Here is a 25,429-nt window from a genome sequence, read left to right as displayed (position 1 = left end):
AGCCGGGGATGTGGGGATGCGGGCGCGCTCAGGCGGCCCGGCGCACCCACATCAGGCTGGCGCCCATGGCCATCAACACGCCACCAAACAGGCGGTTCTGCGCGCGTTGCGCCCGGACACTGCGCAGCAGGCTGGCCAGTCGTGCACCGGTGAAGGCGTAGCCGTGCATGACCACCAGATCCACCGCCACGGTGGTGAGCATCAGCACCCCGATCTGGGGCAACAGGGGGCGGCTGGCCACGATGAACTGAGGCAGCACGGCCACCATGAACACGATGCCCTTGGGGTTGGTCAGGTTGGTGAACAGGCCCGTCAGAAAGCGCTGCCGGGCCGGCATCATCGGCACGGCGCCCGGGCTGGCCCCGGTGTTGCCGGTGGCATCATCCAGCAGGCCGTGCCCGGCATGCACCGGAGCCCGCCACTGCTTCCAGCCCAGCCACAGCAGGTACAGGGCGCCCAGCACCTTGACCACCGTGAAGGCCGTGGCCGAGGCCACCAGCAGCGAGCCCACGCCCACCCCGGCAATCAGGGTGATGCCCATGAGCCCGGCCTGCAGGCCCAGGATGGTGACGCTGGCGCCTTGCACGCCATAGCGCAGCCCATGCCCCACCGACAGCACGGCCCCGGAACCTGGCGACAGGGCAATCAGCCAGGCCGCCGCGAAATATGACCACCAAATACTTGTATCCATGGCTCAAATGGTAATGGGCGATGCGACCGCCCCGGCACAGGTGGGCTTGAAAACCGCCTTGGCCGGCAGGCCACAAGTCGGCTGAAGGGCGGCTGAAGGGAAGGCTCAGTTCAGGGGCGCCTGCAAGAACAGCCCAGCGGCAGGCAAGGCCAGGGCCACAGGCTGCAGCGCAGAGGTGACTGTGGGCTGCTCTGCCAGCAAGGCCGGCTCAGCGTTGGCGCCGACGCGGTTGCGCAAGGCAGCCGCAGGTTCCCGGTACACGAGCTGGCCGATGAACAGGCGCATGCGCAGCGAGGCCAGCACCTTCAAGAACAGATCCATGCTGATGTGGGCGGGGTCGGACTCGATGTGGGCGATGCGGGACTGGGTGACCCCCACCATCTGCCCGAACCGGGCCTGGGTCAGGCCCGTGGCGCGGCGGGCTTCGATCAGCATCGGGCGCAGGGTCGCCAGATCGGGAAACGGATGCACGTCGGCGCCCAGGGCGGTCATCAACAGGTAAAACTGGTGCAACTTGATGGCCAGCGGGTTGCGCTCGATGCCCCACACGCGCGAACTGCTGATCTGCATGTAGTCTGCCAGCTCGGCCACCGAAACCTGCTGAGCCAGGCGCAACGCCTTCAGCTGCGCACCGAGCTGGGTGGGAATAACGGCGTATTGCATGGTGCTGGGGACTCCGGGAGGGGGCTGAGCGCGATTGTGCCAAATCCGGCCCATGCCGCCAGGGCTTCCCGACTGAACCGCAGGGTCAGCGCACCTGCACGCCACTCCAGAAAGCGACCCGGCCCCGCACGGCCTCGGCCTCGGGCTTGGGATCGGGGTAGTACCAGATCGCGTTGGGGTTGAGCTCGCCATCGACCAGCAGCGAGTAATAGTGGGCCTGCCCCTTCCAGGCGCAGGTGCTGCGGTGGTTGCTGAAGGTCACATAACTGCGGTTGAGGGCGCTTTCGGGGAAATAGTGGTTTCCCTCAACGAGCACGGTGTCGTCGCTCTCGGCGATGACAACGCCTTTCCAGATGGCTTGCATGGCTTGAATCCTTTCAGGGGTGCGGCCAGCCCGGGCTGGCGGCGAAGCGGGTGCGCGCAAAGACGGCGCCCGAGCAAAGTGTAGCCATGCTTTGGCGGTGCGGCGGCCACGCCGGGGATCCCCGTCAGCCCCGGCGCAAGGGATCGGGGGCGTATTTGTCACCCACTCTTTCACGCAGCGGGTCAAGACGCTGGCAACAGCGCCGCGTCCCGCGCGGCCAAGGACTGAAGCTGTTGCAGTTGCCAGTCATGCTCAGGCTCAAAAGCGTCACGCTCTGCCACAGCGGCGTAGCCACCCGATGCGTAGACGGCGGCATAGGCGCAGTACTGCGCCGCCTCCATGGCCTTGCCGGCCAAGGCCTTGGCCACACCATAACTGGCGGACACCGCCGCATGGCCACAGCCGTCAATCGATCTGGAGCCTCGATGGCGGTTGGCCAGCACGGCCGCATCGGAGGCGGCGGCCTGCAGCGCCGCGGCATCGGCCAAGCCATCCACATGGCGGGCCAGCACCCGCAGGCAGGTCGCGACCTCGGGTTCCTCCAGCAGATGCTCCACGCGGCGGGCACAAGCCAGGCAGAAAGCCAGCGCGAGTGGCCTGTTTTCGGGCGCATCCAGGCGCAAGGAGGTGGCAAGGCGGGTCAGTGCTTCGTTCATGGCATGCCTCCGACAGGTGTCAGTCGAAACGAACTTTAACCGGTCTGTGCGACCGGGCACATGCGATCGAGCGCTACTTTCACGCAGCGCTGAGTTGAGTTCACGCAGTCCGAGCCGCCATTCATGAATGCCATTCATGGGCCCATGCCATCCAGGGTGTCTTGTCTGGCCAGATGCCAGCCCGTAAGTTCCATCCCCTGACGTCCCACCCTCTGGGCTCCGGCCCAACCCACCATGACCTCACTCAAAATCAACGAGCAGGTGCGCTCCAGCAGCGCCCCGGATGAGACCCCTCTTCTCTGGATCCTGCGCGACGAACTCGGCATGACCGGCACCAAGTTCGGCTGCGGCATGGCGCTTTGCGGCGCCTGCACCGTGCACGTCAATGGTCAGGCCACGCGCGCCTGCCTGACACCCGTCGGCTCCGTGGCGGGTCGACCCGTGCACACCATTGAACACATGCAAAGCGACCGGGTCGGCCGCATCGTCCAGCAAGCCTGGGTCGATCTGAATGTGGCGCAGTGCGGCTACTGCCAGGCCGGCCAGATCATGAGCGCCGTGGCCTTGCTGAAGACCAGCCCCAAGCCGAGCGAGGCCCAGATCGACAACGCCATGAGCGGCAACCTCTGCCGCTGCGGCACCTACCCCCGCATCCGCGCGGCCATTCAACTGGCCTCGCGCCGCCTGGCCGGAGCAAAAGCATGAACCGCACCGACAACCTGATGCTGCGCCGCCGCTTTCTGCAGGTATCGACGGCCCCATTCGCGCTCGTCATGGGGCTGGATGCCGAAGCCCAGGCCACGGCCCCGCAAAAATACGGCGCCGACTCCATGCCCGGTGGCACTGTCGACAACCCCTTGGTCTTTTTGTCCATCGCCGAGGACGGTGCGGTGACCATCGTGGCCCACCGCGCCGAAATGGGCACGGGCGTGCGCACCAGCCTGCCCATGGTGGTGGCCGACGAACTCGAAGCACGCTGGGACCGTGTCAAGGTCGTGCAAGCCGGTGCCGATGAAGCGCGCTTTGGCAACCAGAATGTGGACGGCTCGCGCAGCGTCAGGCATTTCTTCGAGCCCATGCGCCGCGTGGGCGCTGCAGCCCGTCAGATGCTGGAAGCCGCAGCGGCGGCGCGCTGGTCCGTTCCGGTGAGCGAGGTCAAGGCCGTGCAGCACGAGGTCTTGCACAGCGCCACAGGCCGCCGTCTGGGCTTTGGTGATCTGGCCGCAGAGGCCGCCAGGCAAGCGGTGCCCACGCGGGAGCAACTCCAGCTCAAGACGCCCGCCGATTGGCGCTACATCGGCAAGGGCAAGACGGCGGGCATCGACCAGGTGGCCATCAGCCAAGGGCAGGCCAGCTATGGCATGGATGTGTTGCTGCCCGGCATGGTGTTCGCGGTCGTGGCGCGTCCACCCGTGGTGGGGGGCAGACTTCGGCAGGCCGATACCGAGGCCGCGCTCAAGGTGCCCGGGGTCCTCCAAGTGGTCGAGATCCCGGGCTTCCAGGGTGCCCCGGCCTTTCAGCCGCTGGGCGGCATCGCAGTGGTGGCCCGCAACACCTGGGCCGCCATGCAGGGCCGCAACGCACTCAACCCGCAATGGGACGACGGCGCCCATGGCAGCTATGACTCGACGGCCTTCCGGCGCGAGCAGGAGCAGGCGGTCAAAGCGCCGGGCACGGTCTTTCGCGACAACGGAGACGCCCCCAAGGTGATCGGCAACGCGCCGGCAGGGCGCCGTTTCTCGGCCGACTATTTCGTGCCCCATCTGGCACATGCCACGATGGAGCCGCCCGTGGCCACCGCGCTGGTCACCGAGCAGGGCTGTGAAGTCTGGACATCGACACAGAACCCACAGGCCGCGCTCGATGGCGTGGCCGCCACCCTGGGCCTCCAACCGGCCCAAGTCAAGGTCAACGTGTTGTTGCTGGGGGGCGGCTTTGGCCGCAAGTCCAAACCCGATTACGTGACCGAGGCCGCGCTGGTGGCCAAGGCCCTGCCCGGCACCCCGGTCAAACTGGTGTGGACGCGGGAGGACGACATCCACCACGGCTACTACCATGCCGTCTCGCTGGATCACCTGGAGGCGGCGCTCGGGCCGGACGGCCTGCCCGAGGCCTGGCTGCACCGCACGGCGGCGCCCACCATCACCTCCCTGTTCGCGCCCGGCGCGAAGGCGGCAGCCCCCTTCGAGACCGGCATGTCGGCCACCAACATGCCTTTCCAGGTGCCCCATGTCCGCGTCGAACGAGCCGAAGTGGCGGCCCATGCACGCATCGGCTGGTTCCGCTCGGTGGCCAACATCCCGCATGTGTTCGCCACACAGAGCTTTGTCAATGAGTTGGCCCACCGCGCCGGGCAAGATCCGCTGCGCTACGCCCTGGCGCTGCTGGGCCCGGACCGCAAGATCGACCCAGGCTCGATCTCAGATGTTTTCAACTACAGCGAATCACCACAGCAATACCCCATCGACACCGGCCGCATGCGCGCCGTCATCGAAGCCGCGGCGCGCGGCGCCCGCTGGGGCCGCAAGCTGCCCAAAGGCCACGGCCTGGGACTGGCGTTTGCCTACAGCTTTGTCACCTACACCGCCACCGTGGTGGAAGTGGCCGTCAGACCCGACGGAGACCTGAGCATCGTGGCGGTGGACATGGCCCTTGACTGCGGCCCGCAGATCCATCCGGAGCGCATCCGTGCGCAGATGGAGGGCGCAGCGGTGATGGGCCTGTCCTTGGCCCTGACGGGCGAGATCACGTTCCAGAACGGGCGCGTGCAGCAAAGCAATTACCACGACTACGAGGTGCTGCGCCACGCGCAGTCGCCGCGCACCATCCGCACCCACCTGGTCGGCGGCGATCCCACACTGCCCCCCGGCGGCGTGGGCGAACCCCCTGTGCCCCCCGTGGCCCCGGCGCTGACCAACGCCCTCTTTGCAGCCACCGGCAAGCGAATCCGGTCGCTGCCCGTGCGCCAGCAACTGCGCAAGGCATGAACGCCGGCTGCCAGCGGCGACTGAGCGACAGAGCGAACTGAACCCGCACAGTTCGCTGCCTTGCCTCAAACCGCTTGAAGCCGACGGCGCGAGGCAGCCACCAACGTGGCCGCCAACAACAGTGCCGCACCTCCTACAAAGGTGGCATTGACCGACCCATGGTCTAGCAGCGCCCCACCCAGCCCGGCACCCGCCATGATGGCCATCTGGATGGACGCCACCATCAGGCCGCCACCGGCCTCGGGTTCATCCTGCACCTCCTGGGCCAGCCAGTTGAACCAGGCCACCGGGACGGCCGCGTTCAACGCCCCCCAGCACGCCAGGCCAGCAGCGGTCATCCAGACCACCGGGGCCAGTTCGATCAGGCCCAGGGTGACCAGCCCCAGCAGCAGGGGGCAGGCCCACAGCAAAGGGTACAGCCAGCGCGACAGCAGCACCGTGGCGCCCGAGGTGCCGACAAAACCTGCGGCCCCCAGGATCAACAAGAGCACGGACAGCTCCGTGACCGACACATGGGTGCGGGTTTCAAGAAAGGGCCGCAAATAGGTGAACGCTGCAAATGCGCCGGCGAAGGTCAGCATGGAGGCCATGACGGCGGTACGCACATGCGGGCGCTTGAGCAGGCCCAACACCCGGGAGGCCGGAATGGACCGGGTGGCCGGCATGCTGGGCAGGGCCAAGGCCTGCCAAAGCAAGGTGAGCACCCCCACCGGCACCAACAGCCAGAAGACCCCGCGCCAGCCCACCACGCCCCCCAGGTAGCTGCCCACCGGGGCCGCCAGCGCCGTCGCCGCCGCGTTGCCCATGTACATCAGGCCCAGTGCTCGAGGCACCTGGGCCGGCGACACCAGTTGCATCACGGTCGCCGTGGCCAGCGACCAGAACCCGCCGATGGTGATGCCCAACAAGGCACGCGCCAGCATCAGCAGCCCGAAATCGGGGGCCTCGGCCATCAGGCCCAGCGAGAGGACCATCACAGCCGTCAGGCCGATCAGCACATGGCGGCGGTCCAACCGGCTGGCCACGGTCGCGATGAAGAGACTGGTGGCCACCGCCAACAAACCAGAGATGGCAATGGCCTGCCCCAGCAAGCCCTCGGTGGCGTGCAGGTCTGCGGCCATCGGCGTGAGCAGACTCACCGGCATGAATTCCGACGCGATCAGCATGGCGACGCACAGCGTCATGGACCCCACCGCGCTCCAGGCATCGCGAGGCCGTGTCGGGGTCTGTTCAAGAGAGGAGATCTGAGAGTGCATGAGAGTGCGGCCACGGGCCAGGTCATCGGCCGCGTACTCTAGAACCTGCCAGGGCTGTGCACTAGACGGCCACCGCCGCATGGCCTCATGAACCCCACTCATGAGTGGGGTGGGCCGCGTCACTCTGCTGGTAGCGGCCCCTCAGAGCGGCAGGCGGATCGCCTCGATCACCAGCCGCAAGGCCCTGGACGATTGCCGGCGGCTCGGGTAGTAGGCATGCAGCCCCGGAAAAACCGGGCACCAGTCGCGCATCAGGCTGACCAGGCGCCCGCTGGCCAGGTGCTCGGCCACCAGGTCTTGCGGCAGAAAAGCCAGCCCCACCCCCACCAGCGCCGCGTTCAGCATCTGGTAGGCGCCATTGAAGGTGGCCTGTCCGCTCACCCTGGCCTGGATCTGGCGTTCGCCCTGACAAAGCTCCCAGGCATACACGCCGCCACTGCTCGCCAGGCGCAAGGTGATGCAGTTGTGCTGCAGCAGGTCTGCCGGCTCCAGGGGTATCCCGCACTGGGCCACATGGCTCGGGCTGGCCACGATGTGCATGGGCATGTCGGGGGCCAGGCGCACGGCAATCATGTCGCGGGCCACCTGGTCACCCCAGCGCACGCCGATGTCGAAGCGCTCGGCCACGATGTCCACCATGCGGTAGTCTGAGCTGACCTCTACCTTGAGGTCGGGGTAGGCGTGGAGCAATGGCGCCAGCCGGGGCCAGATGAGGCTGTCAACCACATGGTCGATCGCAGTGATGCGGATGGTGCCACTCACCTTGTCGCCGAGATCGCTGACGGCCTGCACCTCTTCCTCGATCTCTTGCAGACGCGGCGCCACCGTGGCCATCAGGCGCTCGCCGGCCTCGGTGGGCGAGACACTGCGCGTGGTACGTGTCAGCAGGCGCACGCCAAGACGGGTCTCCAGCGCGCGCACGGTGTGGCTGAGGGCCGATTGCGAGACCCCGAGCTTGGCTGCGGCACGTGTGAAGCTGCGCTCCTGGGCAACGGCCAGGAACGCCAGAAGATCGCTGATGGCATGTCGGGTCATGGGGAGGGTCGGTGGGCAGCAAACGCGTATTTTGCGGGAAGCCACCTTCCACGAACACCGTCCAAGACTACCTTCCACAACCACTTCCTACGACCTCCTCCCACGCCCGACTGACACGAAGCCGGGCACCGGCCTGCTTGAAGCCTGTGCCAAGCGCCCGGCAGCTGGCCAGCGCTCAGGGGCCACCCACCTCGGACTTCACGGCCTTGGCTGCGTCATCCACCGCCTCGATGGCGTCGCCCTTGCGGGCCTGCAGGCTTCCCTTGACCTGGTTCTTCAGACCCTTGGCCTGCAACGACTTGTCGTCAACCGCCTTGCCGGCGGCCACCTGGGTTTTGCCCAGCGCTGTTTTGGCGGCGCCTGCAATCTGGTCTTTGTTGATCATGGTTATTTCTCCGATGGGTAGGATTCCATCTGCACCGTGCCTTCAACATGAAGAGCACATCCACAGCGTGCTCCTATGCGCAGACGATGTCAGTGCACTGGAGCACCAAGCTGCCCCAACCCGGGCACCCGGCTGCTAGCGGCCCGCGCTTCCCAGCACGCGAAACAGAAACAGCACGATGGCGATCACCAGTAAAACGTGGATGAATCCACCCAGTGTGGTCGAGGTGATCAGGCCCAGAACCCACAGCACGAGCAAGATGATGGCGATGGTTTGAAGCATGAGAGTTTCCTTTGGATCGGGTGAGTGCCTCAAGGCAGATAGGTGTAGGTGAATTGAAGCAGCGTCAGGCCTGGGTTGGGTGCCTTGATGCCCGCATTCGAGAAGTGGGACAGGCGAACGCCGATGCGGTGGTGGCCACTCAGTTGGTAGCCCAGGCCCAGGTGATCACCAAACTGAAAAGCTGTGCTGATGGCGTCACCCGGCAAGTGGGTATGGCGAAATGCGCTCACGCCAATGCCGGCCTCCCAAAAAAGACCTGGCTGATCTACCGACCAGTAGCGAAACAGCGGTGTGACGCTGAGTTGCCAGACCGAGGCAGGTACGAGATCGCCATGGGCGCCCCACCGGGCGACGCCGAATTCCGAGACCGCCGTCCAGGCGCCATGCCGGGCGTCACCCGGCAAGACCCACCAGGGCGCCGTTTCCCAGTTGAGGCCCAGGCGGGACGCATGGCGGGCCGTTCCCAGTTGCAGGCTGTAGGCCCCCAGTGACCCCACGCCGTCCTCCTGGGCGATGGCCGGGGCCTGGGCAATCCATCCCCAACACAGTGCCACAAGCCCCCGCGCAGCAAGCTTGGCAAGGCGCTGCGAGCGCCAGAACCGACAGTGTGCAAGGGGTGTTGGGACAGGCATGCGCCAGCCTAGCCCCCGCCGCTGACTGCGTCAGTGCGCCGGCGCACAGATCTGCCCGCTCAGCCGATCAGGTCTTGCACCGCCAGGGTTCGGTAGTAGACCGCCAGGGTGGCACCGCAGCCGCGGGCGATTTCAGCAGCAGACTCGGCGTGCTCCGCATCGTCCACCTGCACCAGCAGCCAGCGGTAGCCGTCCTGGTCGAGTTGAATGTAGCGCTCCAGCATATGGATCTCATAGCCCAGCCCTGCCAGCACGCCTGCGTTGTCGACCATGGCCTGAAACTCGGCCGCGCTTTCCGTGGGTGAGAACTGGCGCAAGGCCACGGCAGGCCATCCCGCGTCATGCAGCCCAGCCACCAAAGCATCGAGTGGCCCCTGTGCGGGAAGGCCCACCATCACATGCCCCACCGGTTTGAAAACCCCGAACGAGGTGGGCAGGGCACTGGCCGCCTCGGCGTCGATGAGCGCGACCCGGCCCGCCGCCCCGCTCTCAGCGGGGCTGGCGGGCTGAGCGCTGGGCGCACCGGCAAGGGGATTGGCAAGGGGATTGGGAGCAAGCTGTGTCATGGTGTGTTCCTCAGGGTGGCCCCATGGTCTGCCGGGCCGCAGGCGGCATCTGTGCGTTCACACACAGGCAGACTGGGCGACCTGGCCAGACAATGGGTACCCTCCGGGCCAGCGTGCCCAAAAGCCCATGCCCACCAGGAGTCTCAGATGAAAACCGTGCGCCTTGCCTTGCTCAGTGCCAGCAGCCTGTGGCTGGCCGCCTGTGGTGACACCGCCTTGCTCACCGTGGCCGAAGGCACCGGGCCGCACCCGCGCTGGGTGGCGCCCCACCCCACGCTGCTCCCGACCTTGAACATCGCCCCCGCCCGGGGTTGGCCGGCGGGTGTGACGCCCCAGGCCGCCGAGGGCACGCGGGTGGCGGCTTTTGCCCGTGGCCTGGACCACCCCCGCTGGTTGCTGGTGCTGCCCAACGGCGATGTGCTGGTGGCCGAGACCAATGCGCCGGCGCGGCCCGATGACAGCCCGGGCCTCAAGGGGGCGGTGGCCCGCCTGGTGATGAAGCGGGCCGGGGCCGCGGCACCCAGCGCCAACCGCATCACCCTGCTGCGCGACAACCAGGGCCGCGGCGTGGCCGATGAACGCCATGCCTTTCTGACCGGTCTCAACGCACCGTTCGGCATGGTGCTGCTGGGCCAGCACCTGTATGTGGCCAACACCGATGCGGTGCTGCGCTTTCCCTACACGCCGGGGCAGACCCAGATCAGCGCCCCAGGCGAGCTGGTGGCCAAGCTGCCGGCCGGCCCCATCAACCACCATTGGACCAAGAACCTGCTGGCCAGCGCCGATGGCCGCAAGCTCTACGTGAGCGTGGGCTCCAACAGCAATGTGGCCGAGAACGGCATGGCCGCCGAAGACGGGCGCGCCGCCATCTGGGAGCTGGACCTGGCCAGCGGCACGCACCGCGTTTTCGCCAGCGGCCTGCGCAACCCCAATGGCATGGCCTGGGCCAGCGATGGCGTGCTGTGGACGGTGGTCAACGAACGTGACGAGATCGGCAGCGACCTGGTGCCCGACTACCTGAACTCGGTGCGGGACGGCGGCTTTTACGGCTGGCCCTACAGCTACTTCGGCCAGCACCTCGACGAACGCGTGCAGCCCCAGGCCCCCGAACGGGTGGCCAGCGCCCTGGTGCCCGACTACGCGCTGGGGCCGCACACCGCCTCGCTGGGCTTGGCAGCGGCCGAGGGCAACCGCCTGCCAGGCCGGTTTGCCCAGGGCATGTTCATCGGCCAGCACGGTTCGTGGAACCGCCGCCCGCACAGCGGCTACCAGGTGATCTTTGTGCCCTTCGACGGCGCACGCCCCTCGGGAGCGCCACCCCTGGCGGTGCTGACCGGTTTTCTGGATGGCGAGGGCGGGGCCTATGGCCGCCCGGTGGGCGTGGCCATTGACCGGCAAGGCGCACTGCTGGTGGCCGACGACGTGGGCAATGTGGTCTGGCGGGTCAGCGCTTCAGAAAGTCCAGCAACGCGTCGTTGAACAGCTTCGGGTGCGTGGCATTGAGCCCGTGCGGCGCACCCAGCACCCTGACCATCAGGCTGTGCGGCACGGCCCGGTGGGTGAGTTCACCCGAGGCTTCAATCGGCACGATGGCATCGGCCTCGCCGTGGATCACCAGCGTGGGCACCGACACCCGGCTCAGGTCCCGGCGAAAGTCGGTGCTGCCGAACGCCTCCATGCAGGCCAGTGCCGCCACCTGGGACGACTGCTGGCACAGCCGCAGCGCTTCGGCGCGCTGGGCCTCGGTGGCCAGCAAGACGCCATGGGCCGAATAGAAGTGGCGGGTGAACTGCTCAAAGTAGGCGGCACGATCGCCCGTCAAGGCCTGGATGGCGAGCCGCGCGGCCTCGGGCGTGAGGGGGCCCTGCGGGTTGTCTGCCGTCTTCAACAGGTAGGGCGGCACTGCGGCGGCAAACACCACGCTGTGCAGGCGGGATTCACCAAAGCGGCCGATGTAGCGCGCCACTTCACCGCCCCCCATCGAAAAGCCCACCAGGCTCACCTCCCGCAAATCGCAGGCGTCGAGCACCCGCTGCAGATCGTCGGCCAGCGTGTCGTAGTCATAGCCCGTGGCGGGCTTGTCGGAGCGCCCAAAGCCCCGCCGGTCGTAGGTCACCACGCGGTAGCCGGCGGCGCGCAACACCGAGACCTGTGGTGCCCAGGCCTCGGCCGACAAGGGCCAGCCGTGGATCAAGACCACTGCCCGCCCCTCGCCGCCGCTGTCCTCCATGTGCAAGCGCACATCCACCCCGGGGGCTGCGGCTGGGGCAACGCCCTCTGCGCTGGCGATGGCACCGGCCGCGCCACCCCCCAAGGCGCCCATCACAGCCCCCACGGTGACGCCGACCACGGCGCCGACCGGCCCTCCGACCGCTCCCCCCACGGCCCCGCCCACAGCGGCGCCGGCCACCATGCCACCGCCTGCGAGTGCCGAACCGGCCTCACGCTCGGCCTCGGCCGGCAACAAAGGCATTTGTGCGGCCGGATTCGGATCTTGCGAAGGGATGCCGTGCCCCGGGCGCGCCTGTTCGACCATGTCTTCGTCGACAGAAGCCTCCTGGGGAGGTGGGCTGGCAAAAGGGGCTTGGGATGGGCACATGGAACACTCCTGAGTAGGCGCTCATCGTGGCGCTCCCTGGGTGTACCGTCGGTTCGGTAGAACACAGTCCGTCAAGCTGCCGGTGCGGCGGCTGGCCTCAGCCGGCCAGCACCAAAATCAATGACTGTGGATGCCGTGCTCTTGCACCCATTGGACGGCGATGGGCACATTTTTACGAGTCAGCTTGTCGATGCCTGCCAATTTCTTGATGCAGGCGGCACTGCCTGGCATCAGAGTCGCCATCTTGGCGGACCACAAGGTGTCGGAGAGCTTGGTGCCCAGGACCCAGCGATCCCGGTGGGGTGATGGCGCTCCACCGGTGCAACACAGCGTGGGCAGATCGACGCAGCCGCCTCTGCGGCGGGCCCTCTATTGAGCTTGCACCAGCCGATCTCTCAGAAGCTGCAACTCCCGCGATCTGTCCGCATTCAAGGCCGGGTAGTGCATAGGAAGTGATTCAAGGAGGTTCAGGACGATGCGCGAGACGATCAAGTGCGCAGTGTTCTTGTCGTCGGCGGGCACGATATGCCAAGGCGCATGGCGGGTGCTGGTGGCGCTGATGCATTGACCATAGGCTTTCATGTACTGCTTCCAATAGCCGCGCTCGCGCACATCGGCAGCACTGAACTTCCAGTTTTTTTCGGGCAGGTCGATCCGTTCAAGCAGCCGCTTTTTCTGCTCCTCTGGTGAGATGTGCAAGAAGAATTTCAGGATCTTCAAACCATTGCGGTCCAGGTGGCGCTCCAGATTGCGGATGGACTGGTAACGCTGGCGCCATGTTTTTTCTTCATGTTTTCCAGGGCTCGGCAGGCCTTCACTGCGCAAGATCTGGGGGTGCACTCGGGTGATCAACACCTCTTCGTAATACGAGCGATTGAAGATCCCGATGCGCCCACGTTCGGGTAGATCGCGGGTGGTGCGCCACAGGAAGTCATGTTGCAGCTCGGCCTGACTCGGGTGTTTGAAACTGAAAACCTGGCAGCCCTGAGGATTGACCCCCGACATCACATGTTTGATTGCTCCATCCTTGCCAGCCGCGTCCAAGGCCTGAAAGATCAAAAGCACGGCGTATTGGTTCGAGGCGTACAAAAGGTCCTGTAGCCGGCTGAGGCCAGCCACATGGACCTCCATCAACCGTCGGTAGGCGGCTTTGCCACGGCAGATGTCGGGAACACGGGTGGCCCAGTCCGAGAGCGTGATGGCGACACCTGGCTTGGCGATGAAGGCACTGACGTCGAGATGGGGTTTCATTGAGCTGCTCTGGTAGGTCGACGCGATGAATCGGAACGGTCAAGCACCCGTCCCGACGTTCTTTCGGACACAGGGCGATGCCCCTCTCGGGCCCTGGGTGATGCCAGACTTCGGCGCAGTTCTGTGCGCGGTGAATACGGTCCCCATAGACAAGGAGGCCACCTCATGCAGGAGCGCAAGTGCCCAGCACCTTCATCGCACCTTCACCGCAGCAGGGCCGCTTCAAGCTGCGCCTTGTTCATCAATGAACGCCCCTTGATGCCGCGCTGGCGGGCCTCATTTCGCAATTGCTGCAAGGTGCGGCCACCCGGTCCTTGGTGGGAGTGCAGTCCGCCACGCCGGCTGGACGACATGTCGTCCAGCGACGATGCACTGGCCGTCATCGACTCGCCGTGTTGTGCCCGCTCCTTGTTCACGACACGTGCCGCAATCTCCTCGGCCAGGGGCGTGGGGTCGCCCCGCTCGAGCCGGCTTTTTTTGATGTGTTGGTATTGGCGTTCACGCTTGGCGCTCCAGGTCTTTTGAGGCATCTTTTCCATCCTTGAAAAATGAAGGAGCAGGACAAGGTCTTGTCTTGGACATCGAGCGTCCACAGAAGGCCAATCTCATGGCTGTTCCAGTTCAAAACGACTGCGTGGTGTCAAACGCGAGACTAAAGGCGGCACACACGCGGGATCTGTTCGATAGTGAACGGAGCCGGGCTCAACAAGCTGCCAGCATGGTCGCCATGAAACCCCTGGCCATCGAGACCCCGAGGCCCGTCGCGGACAGCGCCGGCTTCGTGTCACCGCAATAGCAGCCTGATGCCTGCAACACCAGCTGCCTACACCCAAGCGTCGCCGCAAACCGTCGTCCTCAGTGGCGCGTGGACGGCGTCAGGTCTGGGGAACATCGCGCCAGGTCTGGACACGCTGATATGGGCCGCAGGCACCACCGTGGTCATCGATGGTGCAGGCATCAGCGCCTTCGACACAGCGGGGGCGTGGCTGGTGCAGCGCTTGCTGCAAAGCACGCACGACGGCGGTGTGACCTGCCAGGTCGTGCATCTTGAAGAGCGCTTTGCCAGGCTGCTGGAAGCCGTGTCACGCCTCTATGCAGAACAGGCGGTGCATCCAGCACCCCCAGTCCAGCCAACGCTCAGCGTCCTCCAGCAGATGGGGCGCAGCGCCGTCTCGACTGCAGAAGAAGCCGCCAGCCTGCTGAGCTTCGTGGGGGAGGTGACGGTCAGCCTCGCCCGCAGCCTGGCCCATCCCAAGCGGCTTCGATGGCGCCCGGTGCTGTTCAACATCCGCACCGCAGGCTTCGATGCCTTGCCGATTGTGGGGCTGCTGGCGTTTCTACTCGGCGTGGTGGTGACTTACCAAGGCGCCAGTCAGTTGCGCCAATACGGGGCCAACATCTTCGTTGCCGACCTGGTGGGGGTGTCGATGCTGCGCGAGTTCGCCCCCTTGATCACCGCCATCATCGTTGCCGGCCGCTCCGGCTCCTCGTATGCAGCACAGATCGGCACCATGGCGGTGACCGAAGAGATTGACGCCATGCGCACGCTGGGCATCAACCCCCAGGAGATGCTGGTGTTGCCCAAAGTCATTGCGCTGATGATCGCGCTGCCACTGCTCACGGTGTTCGCCGATGGACTCGGTGTCTTCGGCGGGATGGTCATGGCGCGCCAGCAGTTGGGGGTCAGTAACACCGATTTTCTCGACCGCCTCGTCAAGGCGGTGGTCACCTCGACGGTGCTCACCGGCCTAGGCAAGGCGCCAGTCTTTGCAGGCATCATCGCCATGGTGGGCTGCCATCAAGGCTTTCGCACGAAGGGAGGGGCCGACAGCGTCGGTCGCCAAACCACACGCAGCGTTGTGCAGGCGATTTTCTTTGTCATTGTGGCCGATGGACTTTTCTCCATCGCCTTCAGTGCGCTGGATCTCTGACATGGCCGACACATCACTCCAGCGAGACCATGTGATCGACATCCGCCAGGTGTCAACCCGCTTTGGCAAGCATGTGGTGCACACCGACCTCAGCCTGACGGTGGATCGCTCGGAGATTTTCGCCTTGATCGGCGGCAGCGGCTCTGGCAAATCCACCTTGCTGCGCGAGCTCGTGCTGTTGCAGCAGCCCGATTCCGGCTCGATCCGCGTGCTGGGCGAAGAACTGACCACCATGACCGACGACGCGGCGGCTGCGTGGCGTCAACGCCTGGGCGTGACCTTCCAGCACGGAGGGCTGTTCGATGCCCTGACGGTGAGCGAAAACGTGGGCCTGCCGCTGCGCGAGCACACCCGGCTGGACAAGCAGCTCATCGATGAGTTGGCCATGGCCAAGCTGGTCATGACCGGGCTGTCGCCCGACGTGGGCTCGCAACGTCCCTCGGAGCTCAGCGGGGGCATGATGAAACGGGTGGCCCTGGCGCGCGCGCTGGTGCTCGACCCTGAGTTGCTGTTTCTTGACGAACCCACCGCTGGGCTGGACCCGGCCAGCGCCGACGCCATCGACGAGCTGGTCCTGCGAATGCGTGATCTGTTCGGCATCACGATCTTCATCGTCTCGCATGACCTGGACCTGCTTTGGCAGGTGGCCGACCGGGTCGCCGTGCTGGCCGATGGCAAGGTGCAGGGCGTGGGTTCGATGACCGAGCTGTCGCAGATGGCGGTGCCCTCGATACGGCAGTTCTTCGATGGCACACGGGCGCGTGCTGCTCAAACACAGCCCCACAGCAGGGGCGCAGCCCCCAAGGCGGCCATGAACGGGAGTGCATCATCGAAACCAAAGTGAACTACACCCTCGTGGGGGTCTTTGTGCTGGTGCTGACCAGCCTGCTGATCGCTGGCGTGCTGTGGATCGCGTCGGGCGGAACGCTGCAAAAGAAGTACGACACCTACCTGGCCATCGAAGGCGAATCCGTGGCTGGTCTCAACCTCAACGCACCGGTGAAATACAACGGCGTGGAGTTGGGAAAGGTCAGCAAGATCCAGCTGGACCCCGCCAATCCGGAGCGTGTGCAGCTGACCTTCGCCATCGAACGTGGCACACCGATCAAGGTCGACACCGTCGCGGTATTGAAGACGCAGGGGCTGACAGGCATCGCCTATGTCGAGCTGGGCGGAGGCAGCGGCGACGCACCGCTTCTGCAACCCAGGGCCGAACCGCCCTACCCGGTGATACGCACCAAGCCCTCGCTGAGTGCCAGGCTCGAGAACGTGCTCACCACCGTTCTGGCCAAGCTTGACCACACGTCCAGCAACATCGACGCCTTGCTGAGCCAACACAACCTCGCGGCCCTCACCAGCACCCTGACGAACCTGGCCATCGTGACCCACACACTGGCCGCCCGCAAGGATGTGATTGACGCGGGCATCGTGAGCGCCGGAAAAGCCGCCCGCAACACGGCGGCTCTCACGGAGCAGCTCAAACCCATCACTGCACGCCTTGGCCGTGCAGCCGACGCAATCGAGAAGATGGGCCACGAGGTATCTGGGGCAGGCATGGCGACTGCCAAGACCGCCGAGGCCATCGGCGCCGAGGCACAGCGCTTCGACGCCAATACCCTGCCTGAAATCCGGCGCCTCTTGACCGAGTTGAGCAGCCTCACCAACTCACTGCGCCGCCTCAGCGAGCAAACAGCACGCGATCCGGCAGGCCTGATCCGGGGTCGCAGCCCGGTACCGGATGGCCCTGGGGAAAGCACCACCGAACAGGAGTCCCGATGAACAGCCCATCAATCCTGCGCCGATGTGTCGTCTCGCTGCTGGGCCTGGGGGCCGCGGCCCTGGTCAGCGGCTGTGGGGCCCTGGTACCCAAGGCCGCGCCCGCACCACGGGTCTATGTGATCGAAGACCCATGGGGCAAGTCGCACAGCCCCTCGCAGGGTAGCTCGGGCGGCGTCTCAGGCGGCATGTTTCACGATCCAGCGCCTGACCCAGCGCCCTCCTCCAGCGCGGCAATCACACCTATTGCAGCACCGGCACTGATCGTCCACCCGACGCGTGCCGCCCCAGGCTTTGACAGCCAGCACATCATCTATGTTCGGGTCTCTCATCAGCTGGAGCACTTCGCGCATGCCGACTGGGTGGACACGCCGGCCCAAATGTTGATGCCCCTGATCATCGCGAGCCTCCAACGCACCGACCGTTTCCGTGCCGTCGGCACGACAGACAGCGACATGGATGGCGACCTGAGGCTGGACACGGAAGTGCTTCGATTGCAGCAGCAGTTCGGCGAACAGTTCGGCGAGGGCCCCAGCCAGGTACGCTTCACCTTGCGGGCCACGCTGTCAGACACCAGAACCCACCAAGTCCTCTCGTGGCAGGAGTTTGACGAAACAGTGCCCTCTGCCAGCGAAGACCCCTATGGCGGGGTGGTGGCCGCCAACCAGGCAGTTCAGCGCGTCATGGCCCAGCTGGCCCATTTCTGCGCCCTGGCCGCCGGTTCGCGGCGCCCGTCGCAAGACAAGCCCCAGCGCGCACAAGCCCTGCCCTGAGGCATGGACGTTCTTCCCTTGCCTGAAGCGACTGGCGCCGATATCCAGCACGACCGTGGCCCCCTGATCGAAGCTCTGCAGGCACGGCGCGATGCCGCGCCCGATGGCGGTGGGTGCTCCGCCGATCGGAGCGCCTGCATTCGAGCGCTGCAGCGCTCGTGGGGGTGCACCACCGTCTTGCGCCACCACCAGCCCCTGCCAGCCAAATGGCTCAGCTGCTTCGCAGGCCGTGAACCCGGCGCGCCACCTGCGCAAGCACGGCCTCGCGCGCCTCCAGGCTGGCCTTGGATTCCGTGAGGAACACGGCCACCACGATCGGGCCACGGTCTGGCGGCCAGTAGAGGCCCACATCGTTGGTGCTGCCATGCGCCCCCGTGCCGGTCTTGCTGCCCACACGCCATGACGCTGGCAGGCCAGCCGCCAGGCGTTTGACGTTGGTCTGGGTGGCTTGCAGCCATTGCGCCAGTTGCTGGCGGCTGCCCACCGACAGGGCGGGGCCGAGCACCGCCTGCCTGAGCAGCTCCACCATGGCCCGCGGGCTGCTGGTGTCACGCGGGTCGCCCGGGATGGCTTCGTTGAGCTCGGGCTCCCAGCGGTCCAGGCGGGTGACCGGGTCGCCCAGTTGCCGGGCAAAGCGGGTCAGGCCCTCGGGCCCACCAAAGGAGCGCAAAAGCAGATTGGCCGCCGCGTTGTCGCTGACGGTGATGGCGGCATGGCACAGCTCACCCACGGTCATGCCGGCACCGCCCGCGTGCTTTTCCGTCACGGGCGACCAGGGCAGCAGCGCCTCGCGGCCGAATTCGATACGCCGGTCCAGGCGCTCCAGGCCCTGGTCCACCCGGCGCAGCACCTGGGCGGCGGCCAGCCACTTGAAGGTGCTGCACATGGCAAAGCGCTCGTCGAGCCGGTGGCCCAGCCACGCCCCGCTTTGCGTGTCGAACACCGCAACGCCCAGGCGGCCCTGGCTTTCGCGCTCCAGGGCCTGCCATTGGCCCGTATTTTCTGGGGGTTGGGCTTGGGCGCCAGCCCCTGCCAGGGTCTGGGCGCTGGCCAGTCTAGAGGCCAGTGCGGCGGTGGACACAAGGGCCATGCGGCTGAAATGTCGTCTTTGCATGCGGTTCATTCGAAGGGGTGAAGAGAAAGTGTCGGCATGCTAAGCGCGATGGTTTGGCAGGACAAACGATGATTTCGGGTGCCAAGCCATAGAAAATCTGGGGCATGAACCTTCCATTGAACGCCCTACGCGCTTTTGAAGCGTCGGCCCGGCACCTGAGCTTCACGCTGGCGGCGCAGGAACTGAACGTCACCCAGTCGGCCATCAGCGCGCAGGTCAAGAACCTGGAGCAGCGCCTGGGCGCACCGCTGTTTCGCCGCCTGCCCCGGGGCCTGATGCTGACCGACGAGGGTCAGGCCCTGCTGCCGCTGTTGAGTGATTCGTTCACGCGCATGGGGGCGGTGCTGAGCCAGTTCGAGAAGGGGCGCCTGCGCGAGCCGCTGACGGTGGCGGCCGTGGGCACCTATGCCGTGGGCTGGCTGATGCCGCGCCTGGCCGATTTCGCGCGCGACCACCCCTTTGTGGACCTGCGCCTGATGACGCACAACAACCGCGTCAACCTGGCAGGAGAAGGGCTGGACTTTGCCATCCGCTTCGGCGACGGCTCCTGGCACGGCACCCAGGCCGACCCCTTGCAGGAGGCCCCCCTGACCCCCGTGTGCTCGCCAGCCATCGCCCAGCGGCTGCACACCCCTGCCGACCTGCTCAACGAGACGCTGCTGCGCTCGTACCGTGCAGACGAGTGGCCCAGCTGGTTTTCGGCGGCCCGGCTGGCGCCCCCGGTCCTGCGGGGCCCCGTGTTCGACACCTCGCTCGCGATGGCATCGGCGGCCGTGCAAGGCTTTGGCGTGGCCTTGCTGCCGCCCTCGATGTTCACGGCAGACCTGCAGCAGGGGCGGCTGGCGCAGCCCTTCGAGCTTCAGATCGCGCAGGGCCGCTACTGGCTCACCCGCCTGCAATCCCGCACCCCCAGCACCGCCATGACCGAGTTCCGCCGATGGCTGCTGCAGCAGATCGGCGCCGAGGGCTGAGCCTGACGTCTGGCCCTACTCCCCCGGCGGCAGCTTGCCGGCCATGGCGGCGCGCCGGTTGAACCGGTGCCCGTCGACCACAAAGCTGCCGTCACCCACCGCGTGCAGGGTGCGCGTTTCCTGCCGGGCCGTATCGCGGTAAGCGACCAGGGCCTGCAGCACCACGATGTGCTGTGCAGCGACGAATTCAGTGACGCGGCATTCGATGTTGGCCAGGCACTGCTTCACCAGGGGCGCCTGCACATGGCGCGCCGGCGCCCGGGTGAGGCCGAAGCGGGCAAATTTGTCGACCCCAGCGTCGGCGCCCGAGCACATGCCGATGCCCACCACCTGATCGATCATGTCGACCGTGGGGATGGCGATCACGCACTCGCGGGTGGCCTGCAAGGCCTTGAAGGAGTGGTTCCAGGCCCCGGTGCAGAGCGCAAACACCCCACTGAATTCGAGCACCATCGTCCACGACACCGTCATCAGGTTGTCGCGCTGGCCGTCGTTCGTGCTGATCAGCACCACGGGCCCGGGCTCGATCAGGGTGAAGGCGGTGTTCAGGTCCAGGGTCTGCATGCGGTGCCTTCATGGGCGTGGGATGGACGAGGCCCCGTGGGGGTGGCATGGCTGGCGGCCATGCGGTCGCTATTCATGGCGCAAGGCCTCGATGGGGTCCATGCGGGCGGCGCGCAGGGCCGGAAAGTAGCCAAACACCACCCCGATGAAGGCCGAGAACAGCAGTGCCAGCACATTGATGCCCAGGTCGAACTCGTAGGCCACCCCCATCAGGCGCGACAGCCCGAACGAGGCCCCCACAGCCAGCACCACGCCCACCAGCCCGCCCAGGGCCGACAGCACCACGGCCTCGATCAGGAACTGCAGCAGCACCTCTTGCTCGAGCGCGCCCACGGCCAGGCGCAGGCCGATCTCGCGAGTACGCTCGGTCACGCTCACCAGCATGATGTTCATGATGCCGATGCCGCCCACCAACAGGCTGACCGCGGCCACCGCGCCCAGCAGCTGGGTCAGCACGCCCATGGTGCTGGCCAGGGTCTGGGCCAGTTGCTGGGTATCGAAGATGTTGAAGTTGTCGTCCAGCCCGCCGGCACCGCTTTCGCCCAGGCGGCGGCGCTCGCGCATCAGCTGGCGCAGGCTGGCCTTGAGCCGGGTGGCATCGCTGCCGTCTTCCATCGACACCAGCAGGGTACTGACCTTGCGGCTGCCCGTGACGCGGCGCTGCAGCGTGTGCAGGGGCAGCAGCACGGTGTCGTCCTGATCGCCCATGCCGCCCTGCCCCTTGGCCGCCAGAATGCCCACCACCGTGCACGAGAACTGCTTCACCCGCAAGGCCTCGCCCAGGCCGGTGAGGCCGGGGCTGCCGCCATACAGCTCGCGGCGCACGGTCTCACCGATCACGCACACGGCGGCGCCGGCGCGCTGTTCGTCGTCCTCGAACACCCGCCCGCTGGCCAGTTGCCAGTTGCCGGTGCTGAACCACTCGTTGCTGCTGCCGCTGACGGTGGTGGCCCAGTTGCGGCCATTGGCCACCACGGTGACCGCCAACCGCCCCTGCGGCGCCACGGCCGCCACCCCACCGATCTGCGACTGGATGGACAGCGCATCTTCTTCGGTGAACTGGGGCACGCCGCCCGCCCCACCGCCGCCACCGGGCACGCGCTGGCCCGGGCTGACGATCAGCAGATTGGCCCCCAGGCTGGTGATCTGGGCGGCAATGGCCACGGTGGCGCCCCGGCCCAGGGTCACCATGGTGATCACCGCGCTCACGCCGATCACGATGCCCAGGATGGTCAGGCCCGAGCGCAGCATGTTGCGCATCACCGAGCGCAGGGCCAGCAGAAGCACGCTGAGCAGCATTCAGGTCACCTCGCTGCCCGGGGCCGTGGCCAGGCCGGCGGGCGCGGCCAGCGTGGGGTGCGGGTTGGGCGCATCCAGCGCCACCAGGCCGTCCACAAAATGCACCATGCGCCGCGCATAGGCCGCCATGTCGGGCTCGTGGGTGACCATCAGCACGGTGATGCCGTGGTCGCGGTTCAGCGCCAGCAGCAGGCCCATGATCTCGTGGCTGCGCTGGGTGTCGAGGTTGCCCGTGGGCTCGTCGGCCAGCACCACCGCAGGCTGGGTGGCGATGGCGCGGGCGATCGCCACGCGTTGCTGCTGCCCGCCCGACAGCTCGGAAGGCATGTGCTGCTCCCACCCGGCCAGGCCCACGGCCTGCAGGGCCTGGGCCGCGGCCTCGCGCCGGCGGGCCGGGCTGTCGCCCCGGTACAGCAGGGGCAGCTCCACGTTCTCTTGCGCCGAGGTGCGTGCCAACAGGTTGAAGCCCTGGAACACAAAGCCCAGGTAGCGCCGGCGCAGCCGCGCGCGCTGGTCGCGGGTGAGCGACTCGACATGCGCCCCGCGGAACAGGTATTGGCCTGCGCTGGGGGTGTCCAGGCAGCCCAGGATGTTCATGGCGGTGGATTTGCCCGAGCCGCTGGGCCCCATGATGGCCACGAACTCGCCGGCCTCGATGCTCAGCGAGATGCCCTTGAGGGCCATCAGCTCGGTGGCCCCCTGACCGTAGCGCTTGGTGACGCCCTGCAACCGGATCAGTGCGGGCTCGCTCATGGCTCGGCGGCCTTTTTCTGGTCGGTCACCACGCGCATGCCCTCGCGCAGCTCGCCCTGGGTGATCTCGGTGAAGTGGCCGTCGCTGATGCCGGGCGTCACCGCCACGGCCACCGGCGTGTCGGGGTGCTCCGGGCTCAGCACCCACACCTGGCGCGCCAGCGCGGTGCTGGCGCCCGAGGCTGCCGACTGCCGGGTGCGGCTGCTGGGCATGTGCGGGATCAGGCTGACGGCCGTGGCCGGCTTGGCGGGGCCACTGCCCGCGGACGCGTCAGGGGCGGCAGGCTCGAAACGCAGCGCGGTGTTGGGCACCAGCAGCACCTGGCTCAGGCGCCGGGCGACGATGCTGGCCGTGGCCGTCATGCCCGGGCGCAGGCTGAGGTCGGTGTTGTCCACATCGAGGTAGGTCAGGTAGGTGACCACGTTGTCGGTCAGCGTGGGCCCCTGCCCCACCCGGGTGATGCGGGCCGGGTAGTTGCGGCTGAGGTAGGCGCTGACGGTGAAGGTGGCGTTCTGCCCCAGCTTGACCGCGCCCACATCGGCCTCGTCCACATACACCCACAGGCGCAGGTGGGCCAGGTTCTCGCCCAGGGTGAGCAGGGTCACGGCCTGCAAGGACGCGGCCACGGCGTTGCCGGGCTCCACGGTGCGGCTCAGCACCACGCCATCGGTGGGCGCGGTGATCGAGGCCTTGGACAGGTTGATGCGGTCGGTGGACAGCGCGGCCTGCGCGTCCTGCACGCCGGCCTGGGCGCTGCCGTCATCGGCCACGGCCCGGGCCAGGGTGGCACGGCCCGCGTCCAGCTCGGCCTTGGAGGGCACCTCGCCGCCCGACGCGGCGGCCACCTGATCGAGGCGGGCCATGGCGGCACGCGCCTCCTGCACGGTGGCCGCCGTCTGCGCCACCTTGCCCAGCGCCGCCGTCAGGGTAGCCTGCGAGCGCAACACCTGGTCGCGCAGCTTGGCCGTGTCCAGCTCGATCAGCACCTGGCCTTTGCGCACAGTGTCGTTCACGTCCACGTTCACCTTGAGCACTGAGCCCGACAGCTCGCTGCCCACGTTGAACGAGCGCGTGGGCTGCAAGGTGCCGTTGGCCACCACGGTGAGCGTGAGCTCGCCGCGTCGGACCAGGGTGGTGCTGTACACCGGTGCGGCCGCCCGCAAGCTGCGCAGGTGCCAGGCGTAGCCGGCCCCCACGGCCGCCAGCAGGGCCAGCGCGGCCAAGCCCAGGCGCCAACGGTGCCACCAGCGCTCGGACTCGGCCGGGCCCAGCAGCGCGTCGATGTCGGCGGTGGGTGGCGTGGTGGGGGGTGTGGTGGCCGGAATGGAGGGGGCCACGGGTGGGCTGACTGGCGTGGTCATCCCCGGGCCCCCGTGCGGGTGGTGGGTGGGCTCAGATCGAGCATGGCGGGCTCCCAGCCGCCGCCCAGGGCCTTGTAGAGGCGCACGTGGTCGGTTTGCAGATCCACCAGGGCGCTGGCCTGGGCGTCTTGCGTGAGCAAGGCGCTGCGCTGGGTCTCCAGCACCACCTGAAAGTCGACCAGGCCGCTGGCAAAGCGCTGGCGGGCCAGCCGGGCCGCGTGGCTGGCGGCCTGCTCGGCCTCCTGCAGCGCCCGCAGCCGCTCGCGGTTGCTGCGCAGCGACACCAGACCGCCCTCCACTTCGGCCAGGGCCGCCAGCACCACGGCGTCGTACTGCACGGCGGCCTGTTGCAGGGCGGCCTGTTGGGCGCGCAACTGCGCGCGCGCGGCGCCGCCATCGAGCACCGGCACGCTCACGCTGGCCAGCAGGCCGAACACCCCGGCCGAGCTGCGGCCCAGCGCCGCCCAGCCCAGGGCGCTCAGGCCCAGGTTGCCGCTGAGCTGCAGATCGGGGTAGCGCGCCGCATCGGCCTGCACCGTGCGCTGGTAGGCCGCGCCCACGCGCAGCTCGGCGGCGCGCACGTCGGCGCGCTGGCGCAGGGTCTCGGCCGGGAAGGCCAGCACCAGCGCCTCGGGCGCGGCCAGCGTGGCGCCGGGCGGGCTCAGGCGCAGGTGCAAGGCCGCGGGAGCGCGGTGCGTGAGCACCGCCAGGCTGTGCTCCATCTGGGTGGCTGCGCTGGCCAGTGGCGGCAGCAAGGCCTGGGTCTGCAAGGCCGCCGTCTGGGCCTGTGCCAGCTCCAGGGCCGTGAGCAGGCCGGCCTGCTGCCGCCAGCGGGTGATCTGCAAGGTGTTCTGCTGGCTTTGCCCATTGGCCTGGGCGATGGCCCAGCGCGCCTGCAGGCTGCGCAGCTGCATGTAGTCGACCGCCACCTCGGCCGCCAGGGCCACCTGCAAGGCACCCAGATCGGCCTGGCTGGCCTGGGCGTCCAATACAGCGGCCGCAGCGGCGGCGTGCAGGCGCTGAAACAGGTCGGTCTCCCAGCTCGCGTCGAAGCCGGCACCGAGGGTGTTGAAGGTTCTGGCCCCAGCGCCAGCAGCACTGCCCGCCGTCCGGTTGCGCTGGGCCGAGGCCACCGCCTGCACACTGGGGCGCAGGCCCGCCGCGGCCACCTCGGCCAAGGCCCGGGCCTGGGCCCAGGCCTGGCGGCCCGACTCCACACTGGTGTTGGCCTGCAGGGCCTCTTCCACCAGGCTGGCCAGCAGCGGGTCGTGAAAGCGCTCCCACCAGGCGGCCAGCGCGCTGGCACCGACTCGCGGTGCTGCGGTATCGGCTCGCGGCGCCGTGGCATCGGCCCAGTCCTGCGGCACTTGCAGACCGGTGGGCGCCGGCCCCGGCGGTTGGGGCGCCGCACAGCCGGCCAGCAGACTGATGCTGAGCAGCAGCCTGGGGCTCAGCCTCCTAGAACGAGGCAGCGGCAAAGGGGGTGCTCGGGTCATGAGGGGCCAAAGAGGGCTGCGCTG

Annotated in this window: 28 protein-coding genes; 9 read left to right on the top strand and 19 right to left on the bottom strand. The window is 67.4% G+C overall.

Features of this window, described 5'->3' with window-relative positions; translation table 11 throughout:
- Positions 1–28: 28 nt before the first annotated feature.
- From F624_RS0101435 to F624_RS0101420, 4 genes are all read right to left on the bottom strand, one after another.
- Positions 29–691, bottom strand: a complete 663-nt coding sequence (locus F624_RS0101435) for a LysE family transporter (protein ID WP_019572471.1) — start codon at positions 689–691, stop codon at positions 29–31.
- Positions 692–796: 105 nt separating this feature from the next.
- Entirely contained in the window at positions 797–1,354 is a 558-nt protein-coding gene (locus F624_RS33150; protein WP_169426517.1) for a helix-turn-helix domain-containing protein, read from the bottom strand.
- 85 nt (positions 1,355–1,439) lie between these two features.
- Positions 1,440–1,718: a DUF427 domain-containing protein gene (locus tag F624_RS0101425; RefSeq protein ID WP_019572469.1), complete on the bottom strand. Its 279-nt coding sequence runs from the start codon at positions 1,716–1,718 to the stop codon at positions 1,440–1,442.
- Between the two features lie 182 nt (positions 1,719–1,900).
- Positions 1,901–2,374: a hypothetical protein gene (locus F624_RS0101420; protein WP_019572468.1), complete on the bottom strand. Its 474-nt coding sequence runs from the start codon at positions 2,372–2,374 to the stop codon at positions 1,901–1,903.
- A 234-nt stretch (positions 2,375–2,608) separates the two neighbouring features.
- Between F624_RS0101420 and F624_RS0101415 the strand changes: the two genes are divergently transcribed.
- Both F624_RS0101415 and F624_RS0101410 read left to right on the top strand, forming a co-directional pair.
- A complete protein-coding gene (locus tag F624_RS0101415) occupies positions 2,609–3,079 on the top strand; it encodes a (2Fe-2S)-binding protein (protein ID WP_019572467.1) in 471 nt (156 codons plus the stop codon).
- Positions 3,076–5,361 carry a xanthine dehydrogenase family protein molybdopterin-binding subunit gene (locus F624_RS0101410; protein WP_019572466.1) on the top strand — a complete coding sequence of 762 codons (2,286 nt, stop codon included), beginning with the start codon at positions 3,076–3,078 and terminating at the stop codon, positions 5,359–5,361. The genes F624_RS0101415 and F624_RS0101410 overlap by 4 nt, the downstream gene beginning before the upstream one ends.
- 65 nt (positions 5,362–5,426) lie before the next feature.
- Here the strand turns inward: F624_RS0101410 and F624_RS0101405 are convergent, their stop codons facing one another.
- From F624_RS0101405 to F624_RS0101385, 5 genes are all read right to left on the bottom strand, one after another.
- The gene (locus F624_RS0101405; protein WP_157443267.1) at positions 5,427–6,617 is read right to left on the bottom strand and encodes an MFS transporter; all 1,191 of its coding nucleotides are present in this window, start codon (positions 6,615–6,617) and stop codon (positions 5,427–5,429) included.
- A gap of 141 nt (positions 6,618–6,758) precedes the next feature.
- Positions 6,759–7,652, bottom strand: a complete 894-nt coding sequence (locus tag F624_RS0101400) for a LysR family transcriptional regulator (RefSeq protein ID WP_019572464.1) — start codon at positions 7,650–7,652, stop codon at positions 6,759–6,761.
- Positions 7,653–7,827: 175 nt separating this feature from the next.
- Positions 7,828–8,037, bottom strand: a complete 210-nt coding sequence (locus tag F624_RS0101395; protein ID WP_019572463.1) for a CsbD family protein — start codon at positions 8,035–8,037, stop codon at positions 7,828–7,830.
- A gap of 135 nt (positions 8,038–8,172) precedes the next feature.
- Positions 8,173–8,319, bottom strand: coding sequence for a lmo0937 family membrane protein (locus tag F624_RS34605; protein WP_019572462.1), 147 nt, complete (start codon positions 8,317–8,319; stop codon positions 8,173–8,175).
- Between the two features lie 29 nt (positions 8,320–8,348).
- Entirely contained in the window at positions 8,349–8,873 is a 525-nt protein-coding gene (locus F624_RS0101385; protein ID WP_019572461.1) for an acyloxyacyl hydrolase, read from the bottom strand.
- Here F624_RS0101385 and F624_RS36435 point away from each other — a divergent pair.
- Positions 8,826–8,963, top strand: coding sequence for a cytochrome c3 family protein (locus tag F624_RS36435; RefSeq protein ID WP_420536224.1), 138 nt, complete (start codon positions 8,826–8,828; stop codon positions 8,961–8,963). The two genes, F624_RS0101385 and F624_RS36435, sit on opposite strands and share 48 nt — an antisense overlap.
- A gap of 47 nt (positions 8,964–9,010) precedes the next feature.
- Here F624_RS36435 and F624_RS0101380 read toward each other — a convergent pair whose 3' ends face one another.
- Positions 9,011–9,517 (bottom strand): hypothetical protein, encoded by a 507-nt coding sequence (locus F624_RS0101380; protein ID WP_031253809.1) that lies wholly within the window; start codon positions 9,515–9,517, stop codon positions 9,011–9,013.
- A 147-nt stretch (positions 9,518–9,664) separates the two neighbouring features.
- Here F624_RS0101380 and F624_RS0101375 point away from each other — a divergent pair, with 147 nt between their 5' ends.
- Positions 9,665–10,996, top strand: a complete 1,332-nt coding sequence (locus tag F624_RS0101375; RefSeq protein ID WP_019572459.1) for a PQQ-dependent sugar dehydrogenase — start codon at positions 9,665–9,667, stop codon at positions 10,994–10,996.
- On the opposite strand, the gene F624_RS0101370 is transcribed toward F624_RS0101375, so the two are convergent.
- The 3 genes from F624_RS0101370 to F624_RS0101355 form a co-directional block, all read right to left on the bottom strand.
- Positions 10,962–12,116, bottom strand: a complete 1,155-nt coding sequence (locus F624_RS0101370; RefSeq protein WP_245573532.1) for an alpha/beta fold hydrolase — start codon at positions 12,114–12,116, stop codon at positions 10,962–10,964. The genes F624_RS0101375 and F624_RS0101370 overlap by 35 nt on opposite strands.
- A 369-nt stretch (positions 12,117–12,485) precedes the next feature.
- Positions 12,486–13,367, bottom strand: coding sequence for an ADP-polyphosphate phosphotransferase (locus F624_RS0101360; protein WP_019572456.1), 882 nt, complete (start codon positions 13,365–13,367; stop codon positions 12,486–12,488).
- Positions 13,368–13,570: 203 nt separating this feature from the next.
- On the bottom strand, positions 13,571–13,897 hold the full coding sequence (locus tag F624_RS0101355) for a hypothetical protein (protein WP_031253805.1): 327 nt from the start codon (positions 13,895–13,897) through the stop codon (positions 13,571–13,573).
- 273 nt (positions 13,898–14,170) lie between these two features.
- Here F624_RS0101355 and F624_RS0101345 point away from each other — a divergent pair, with 273 nt between their 5' ends.
- From F624_RS0101345 to F624_RS0101330, 4 genes are read left to right on the top strand one after another with little or no spacing between them, the layout of a single operon-like run.
- On the top strand, positions 14,171–15,298 hold the full coding sequence (locus tag F624_RS0101345; RefSeq protein ID WP_031253804.1) for an ABC transporter permease: 1,128 nt from the start codon (positions 14,171–14,173) through the stop codon (positions 15,296–15,298).
- A 1-nt stretch (position 15,299) separates the two neighbouring features.
- Positions 15,300–16,142 carry an ABC transporter ATP-binding protein gene (locus F624_RS0101340; RefSeq protein WP_019572452.1) on the top strand — a complete coding sequence of 281 codons (843 nt, stop codon included), beginning with the start codon at positions 15,300–15,302 and terminating at the stop codon, positions 16,140–16,142.
- 23 nt (positions 16,143–16,165) lie between these two features.
- Positions 16,166–17,077, top strand: a complete 912-nt coding sequence (locus tag F624_RS0101335) for an MlaD family protein (RefSeq protein WP_211224124.1) — start codon at positions 16,166–16,168, stop codon at positions 17,075–17,077.
- Complete coding sequence (locus tag F624_RS0101330; protein ID WP_019572450.1) at positions 17,074–17,847, top strand: ABC-type transport auxiliary lipoprotein family protein; 774 nt, start codon at positions 17,074–17,076, stop codon at positions 17,845–17,847. Before F624_RS0101335 ends, F624_RS0101330 begins: the two co-directional genes overlap by 4 nt.
- Positions 17,848–18,058: 211 nt before the next feature.
- Here F624_RS0101330 and bla read toward each other — a convergent pair whose 3' ends face one another.
- Positions 18,059–18,961, bottom strand: a complete 903-nt coding sequence (gene bla, locus F624_RS0101325) for a class A beta-lactamase (protein WP_043425295.1) — start codon at positions 18,959–18,961, stop codon at positions 18,059–18,061.
- Between the two features lie 104 nt (positions 18,962–19,065).
- On the opposite strand from bla, the gene F624_RS0101320 reads away from it, so the two are divergent.
- Positions 19,066–19,932, top strand: a complete 867-nt coding sequence (locus F624_RS0101320; protein ID WP_031253802.1) for a LysR family transcriptional regulator — start codon at positions 19,066–19,068, stop codon at positions 19,930–19,932.
- Between the two features lie 15 nt (positions 19,933–19,947).
- On the opposite strand, the gene F624_RS0101315 is transcribed toward F624_RS0101320, so the two are convergent.
- From F624_RS0101315 to F624_RS0101295, 5 genes are all read right to left on the bottom strand, one after another.
- Positions 19,948–20,496 (bottom strand): flavin reductase family protein, encoded by a 549-nt coding sequence (locus F624_RS0101315; RefSeq protein WP_019572447.1) that lies wholly within the window; start codon positions 20,494–20,496, stop codon positions 19,948–19,950.
- A 69-nt stretch (positions 20,497–20,565) separates the two neighbouring features.
- Positions 20,566–21,795: an ABC transporter permease gene (locus F624_RS0101310; RefSeq protein ID WP_019572446.1), complete on the bottom strand. Its 1,230-nt coding sequence runs from the start codon at positions 21,793–21,795 to the stop codon at positions 20,566–20,568.
- On the bottom strand, positions 21,796–22,548 hold the full coding sequence (locus tag F624_RS0101305; protein WP_019572445.1) for an ABC transporter ATP-binding protein: 753 nt from the start codon (positions 22,546–22,548) through the stop codon (positions 21,796–21,798).
- On the bottom strand, positions 22,545–23,909 hold the full coding sequence (locus F624_RS0101300) for an efflux RND transporter periplasmic adaptor subunit (RefSeq protein WP_019572444.1): 1,365 nt from the start codon (positions 23,907–23,909) through the stop codon (positions 22,545–22,547). The genes F624_RS0101305 and F624_RS0101300 overlap by 4 nt, the downstream gene beginning before the upstream one ends.
- The gene (locus F624_RS0101295) at positions 23,906–25,405 is read right to left on the bottom strand and encodes an efflux transporter outer membrane subunit (protein ID WP_051107266.1); all 1,500 of its coding nucleotides are present in this window, start codon (positions 25,403–25,405) and stop codon (positions 23,906–23,908) included. The genes F624_RS0101300 and F624_RS0101295 overlap by 4 nt, the downstream gene beginning before the upstream one ends.
- Positions 25,406–25,429: the final 24 nt, after the last annotated feature.

This window comes from Curvibacter lanceolatus ATCC 14669, from assembly GCF_000381265.1.
Classification (GTDB): domain Bacteria; phylum Pseudomonadota; class Gammaproteobacteria; order Burkholderiales; family Burkholderiaceae_C; genus Curvibacter; species Curvibacter lanceolatus.
This window is presented reverse-complemented; position numbering and strand designations above follow the sequence as displayed.

Coding starts and splice junctions, on each gene's coding strand:
- F624_RS0101435 (WP_019572471.1), bottom strand. CDS start 691: ATGGATACAAGTATTTGGTGGTCATATTTCGCGGCGGCCTGGCTGATT.
- F624_RS33150 (WP_169426517.1), bottom strand. CDS start 1,354: ATGCAATACGCCGTTATTCCCACCCAGCTCGGTGCGCAGCTGAAGGCG.
- F624_RS0101425 (WP_019572469.1), bottom strand. CDS start 1,718: ATGCAAGCCATCTGGAAAGGCGTTGTCATCGCCGAGAGCGACGACACC.
- F624_RS0101420 (WP_019572468.1), bottom strand. CDS start 2,374: ATGAACGAAGCACTGACCCGCCTTGCCACCTCCTTGCGCCTGGATGCG.
- F624_RS0101415 (WP_019572467.1), top strand. CDS start 2,609: ATGACCTCACTCAAAATCAACGAGCAGGTGCGCTCCAGCAGCGCCCCG.
- F624_RS0101410 (WP_019572466.1), top strand. CDS start 3,076: ATGAACCGCACCGACAACCTGATGCTGCGCCGCCGCTTTCTGCAGGTA.
- F624_RS0101405 (WP_157443267.1), bottom strand. CDS start 6,617: ATGCACTCTCAGATCTCCTCTCTTGAACAGACCCCGACACGGCCTCGC.
- F624_RS0101400 (WP_019572464.1), bottom strand. CDS start 7,652: ATGACCCGACATGCCATCAGCGATCTTCTGGCGTTCCTGGCCGTTGCC.
- F624_RS0101395 (WP_019572463.1), bottom strand. CDS start 8,037: ATGATCAACAAAGACCAGATTGCAGGCGCCGCCAAAACAGCGCTGGGC.
- F624_RS34605 (WP_019572462.1), bottom strand. CDS start 8,319: ATGCTTCAAACCATCGCCATCATCTTGCTCGTGCTGTGGGTTCTGGGC.
- F624_RS0101380 (WP_031253809.1), bottom strand. CDS start 9,517: ATGACACAGCTTGCTCCCAATCCCCTTGCCAATCCCCTTGCCGGTGCG.
- F624_RS0101375 (WP_019572459.1), top strand. CDS start 9,665: ATGAAAACCGTGCGCCTTGCCTTGCTCAGTGCCAGCAGCCTGTGGCTG.
- F624_RS0101370 (WP_245573532.1), bottom strand. CDS start 12,116: ATGTGCCCATCCCAAGCCCCTTTTGCCAGCCCACCTCCCCAGGAGGCT.
- F624_RS0101360 (WP_019572456.1), bottom strand. CDS start 13,367: ATGAAACCCCATCTCGACGTCAGTGCCTTCATCGCCAAGCCAGGTGTC.
- F624_RS0101355 (WP_031253805.1), bottom strand. CDS start 13,897: ATGCCTCAAAAGACCTGGAGCGCCAAGCGTGAACGCCAATACCAACAC.
- F624_RS0101345 (WP_031253804.1), top strand. CDS start 14,171: ATGCCTGCAACACCAGCTGCCTACACCCAAGCGTCGCCGCAAACCGTC.
- F624_RS0101340 (WP_019572452.1), top strand. CDS start 15,300: ATGGCCGACACATCACTCCAGCGAGACCATGTGATCGACATCCGCCAG.
- F624_RS0101330 (WP_019572450.1), top strand. CDS start 17,074: ATGAACAGCCCATCAATCCTGCGCCGATGTGTCGTCTCGCTGCTGGGC.
- bla (WP_043425295.1), bottom strand. CDS start 18,961: ATGCAAAGACGACATTTCAGCCGCATGGCCCTTGTGTCCACCGCCGCA.
- F624_RS0101320 (WP_031253802.1), top strand. CDS start 19,066: ATGAACCTTCCATTGAACGCCCTACGCGCTTTTGAAGCGTCGGCCCGG.
- F624_RS0101315 (WP_019572447.1), bottom strand. CDS start 20,496: ATGCAGACCCTGGACCTGAACACCGCCTTCACCCTGATCGAGCCCGGG.
- F624_RS0101310 (WP_019572446.1), bottom strand. CDS start 21,795: ATGCTGCTCAGCGTGCTTCTGCTGGCCCTGCGCTCGGTGATGCGCAAC.
- F624_RS0101305 (WP_019572445.1), bottom strand. CDS start 22,548: ATGAGCGAGCCCGCACTGATCCGGTTGCAGGGCGTCACCAAGCGCTAC.
- F624_RS0101300 (WP_019572444.1), bottom strand. CDS start 23,909: ATGACCACGCCAGTCAGCCCACCCGTGGCCCCCTCCATTCCGGCCACC.
- F624_RS0101295 (WP_051107266.1), bottom strand. CDS start 25,405: ATGACCCGAGCACCCCCTTTGCCGCTGCCTCGTTCTAGGAGGCTGAGC.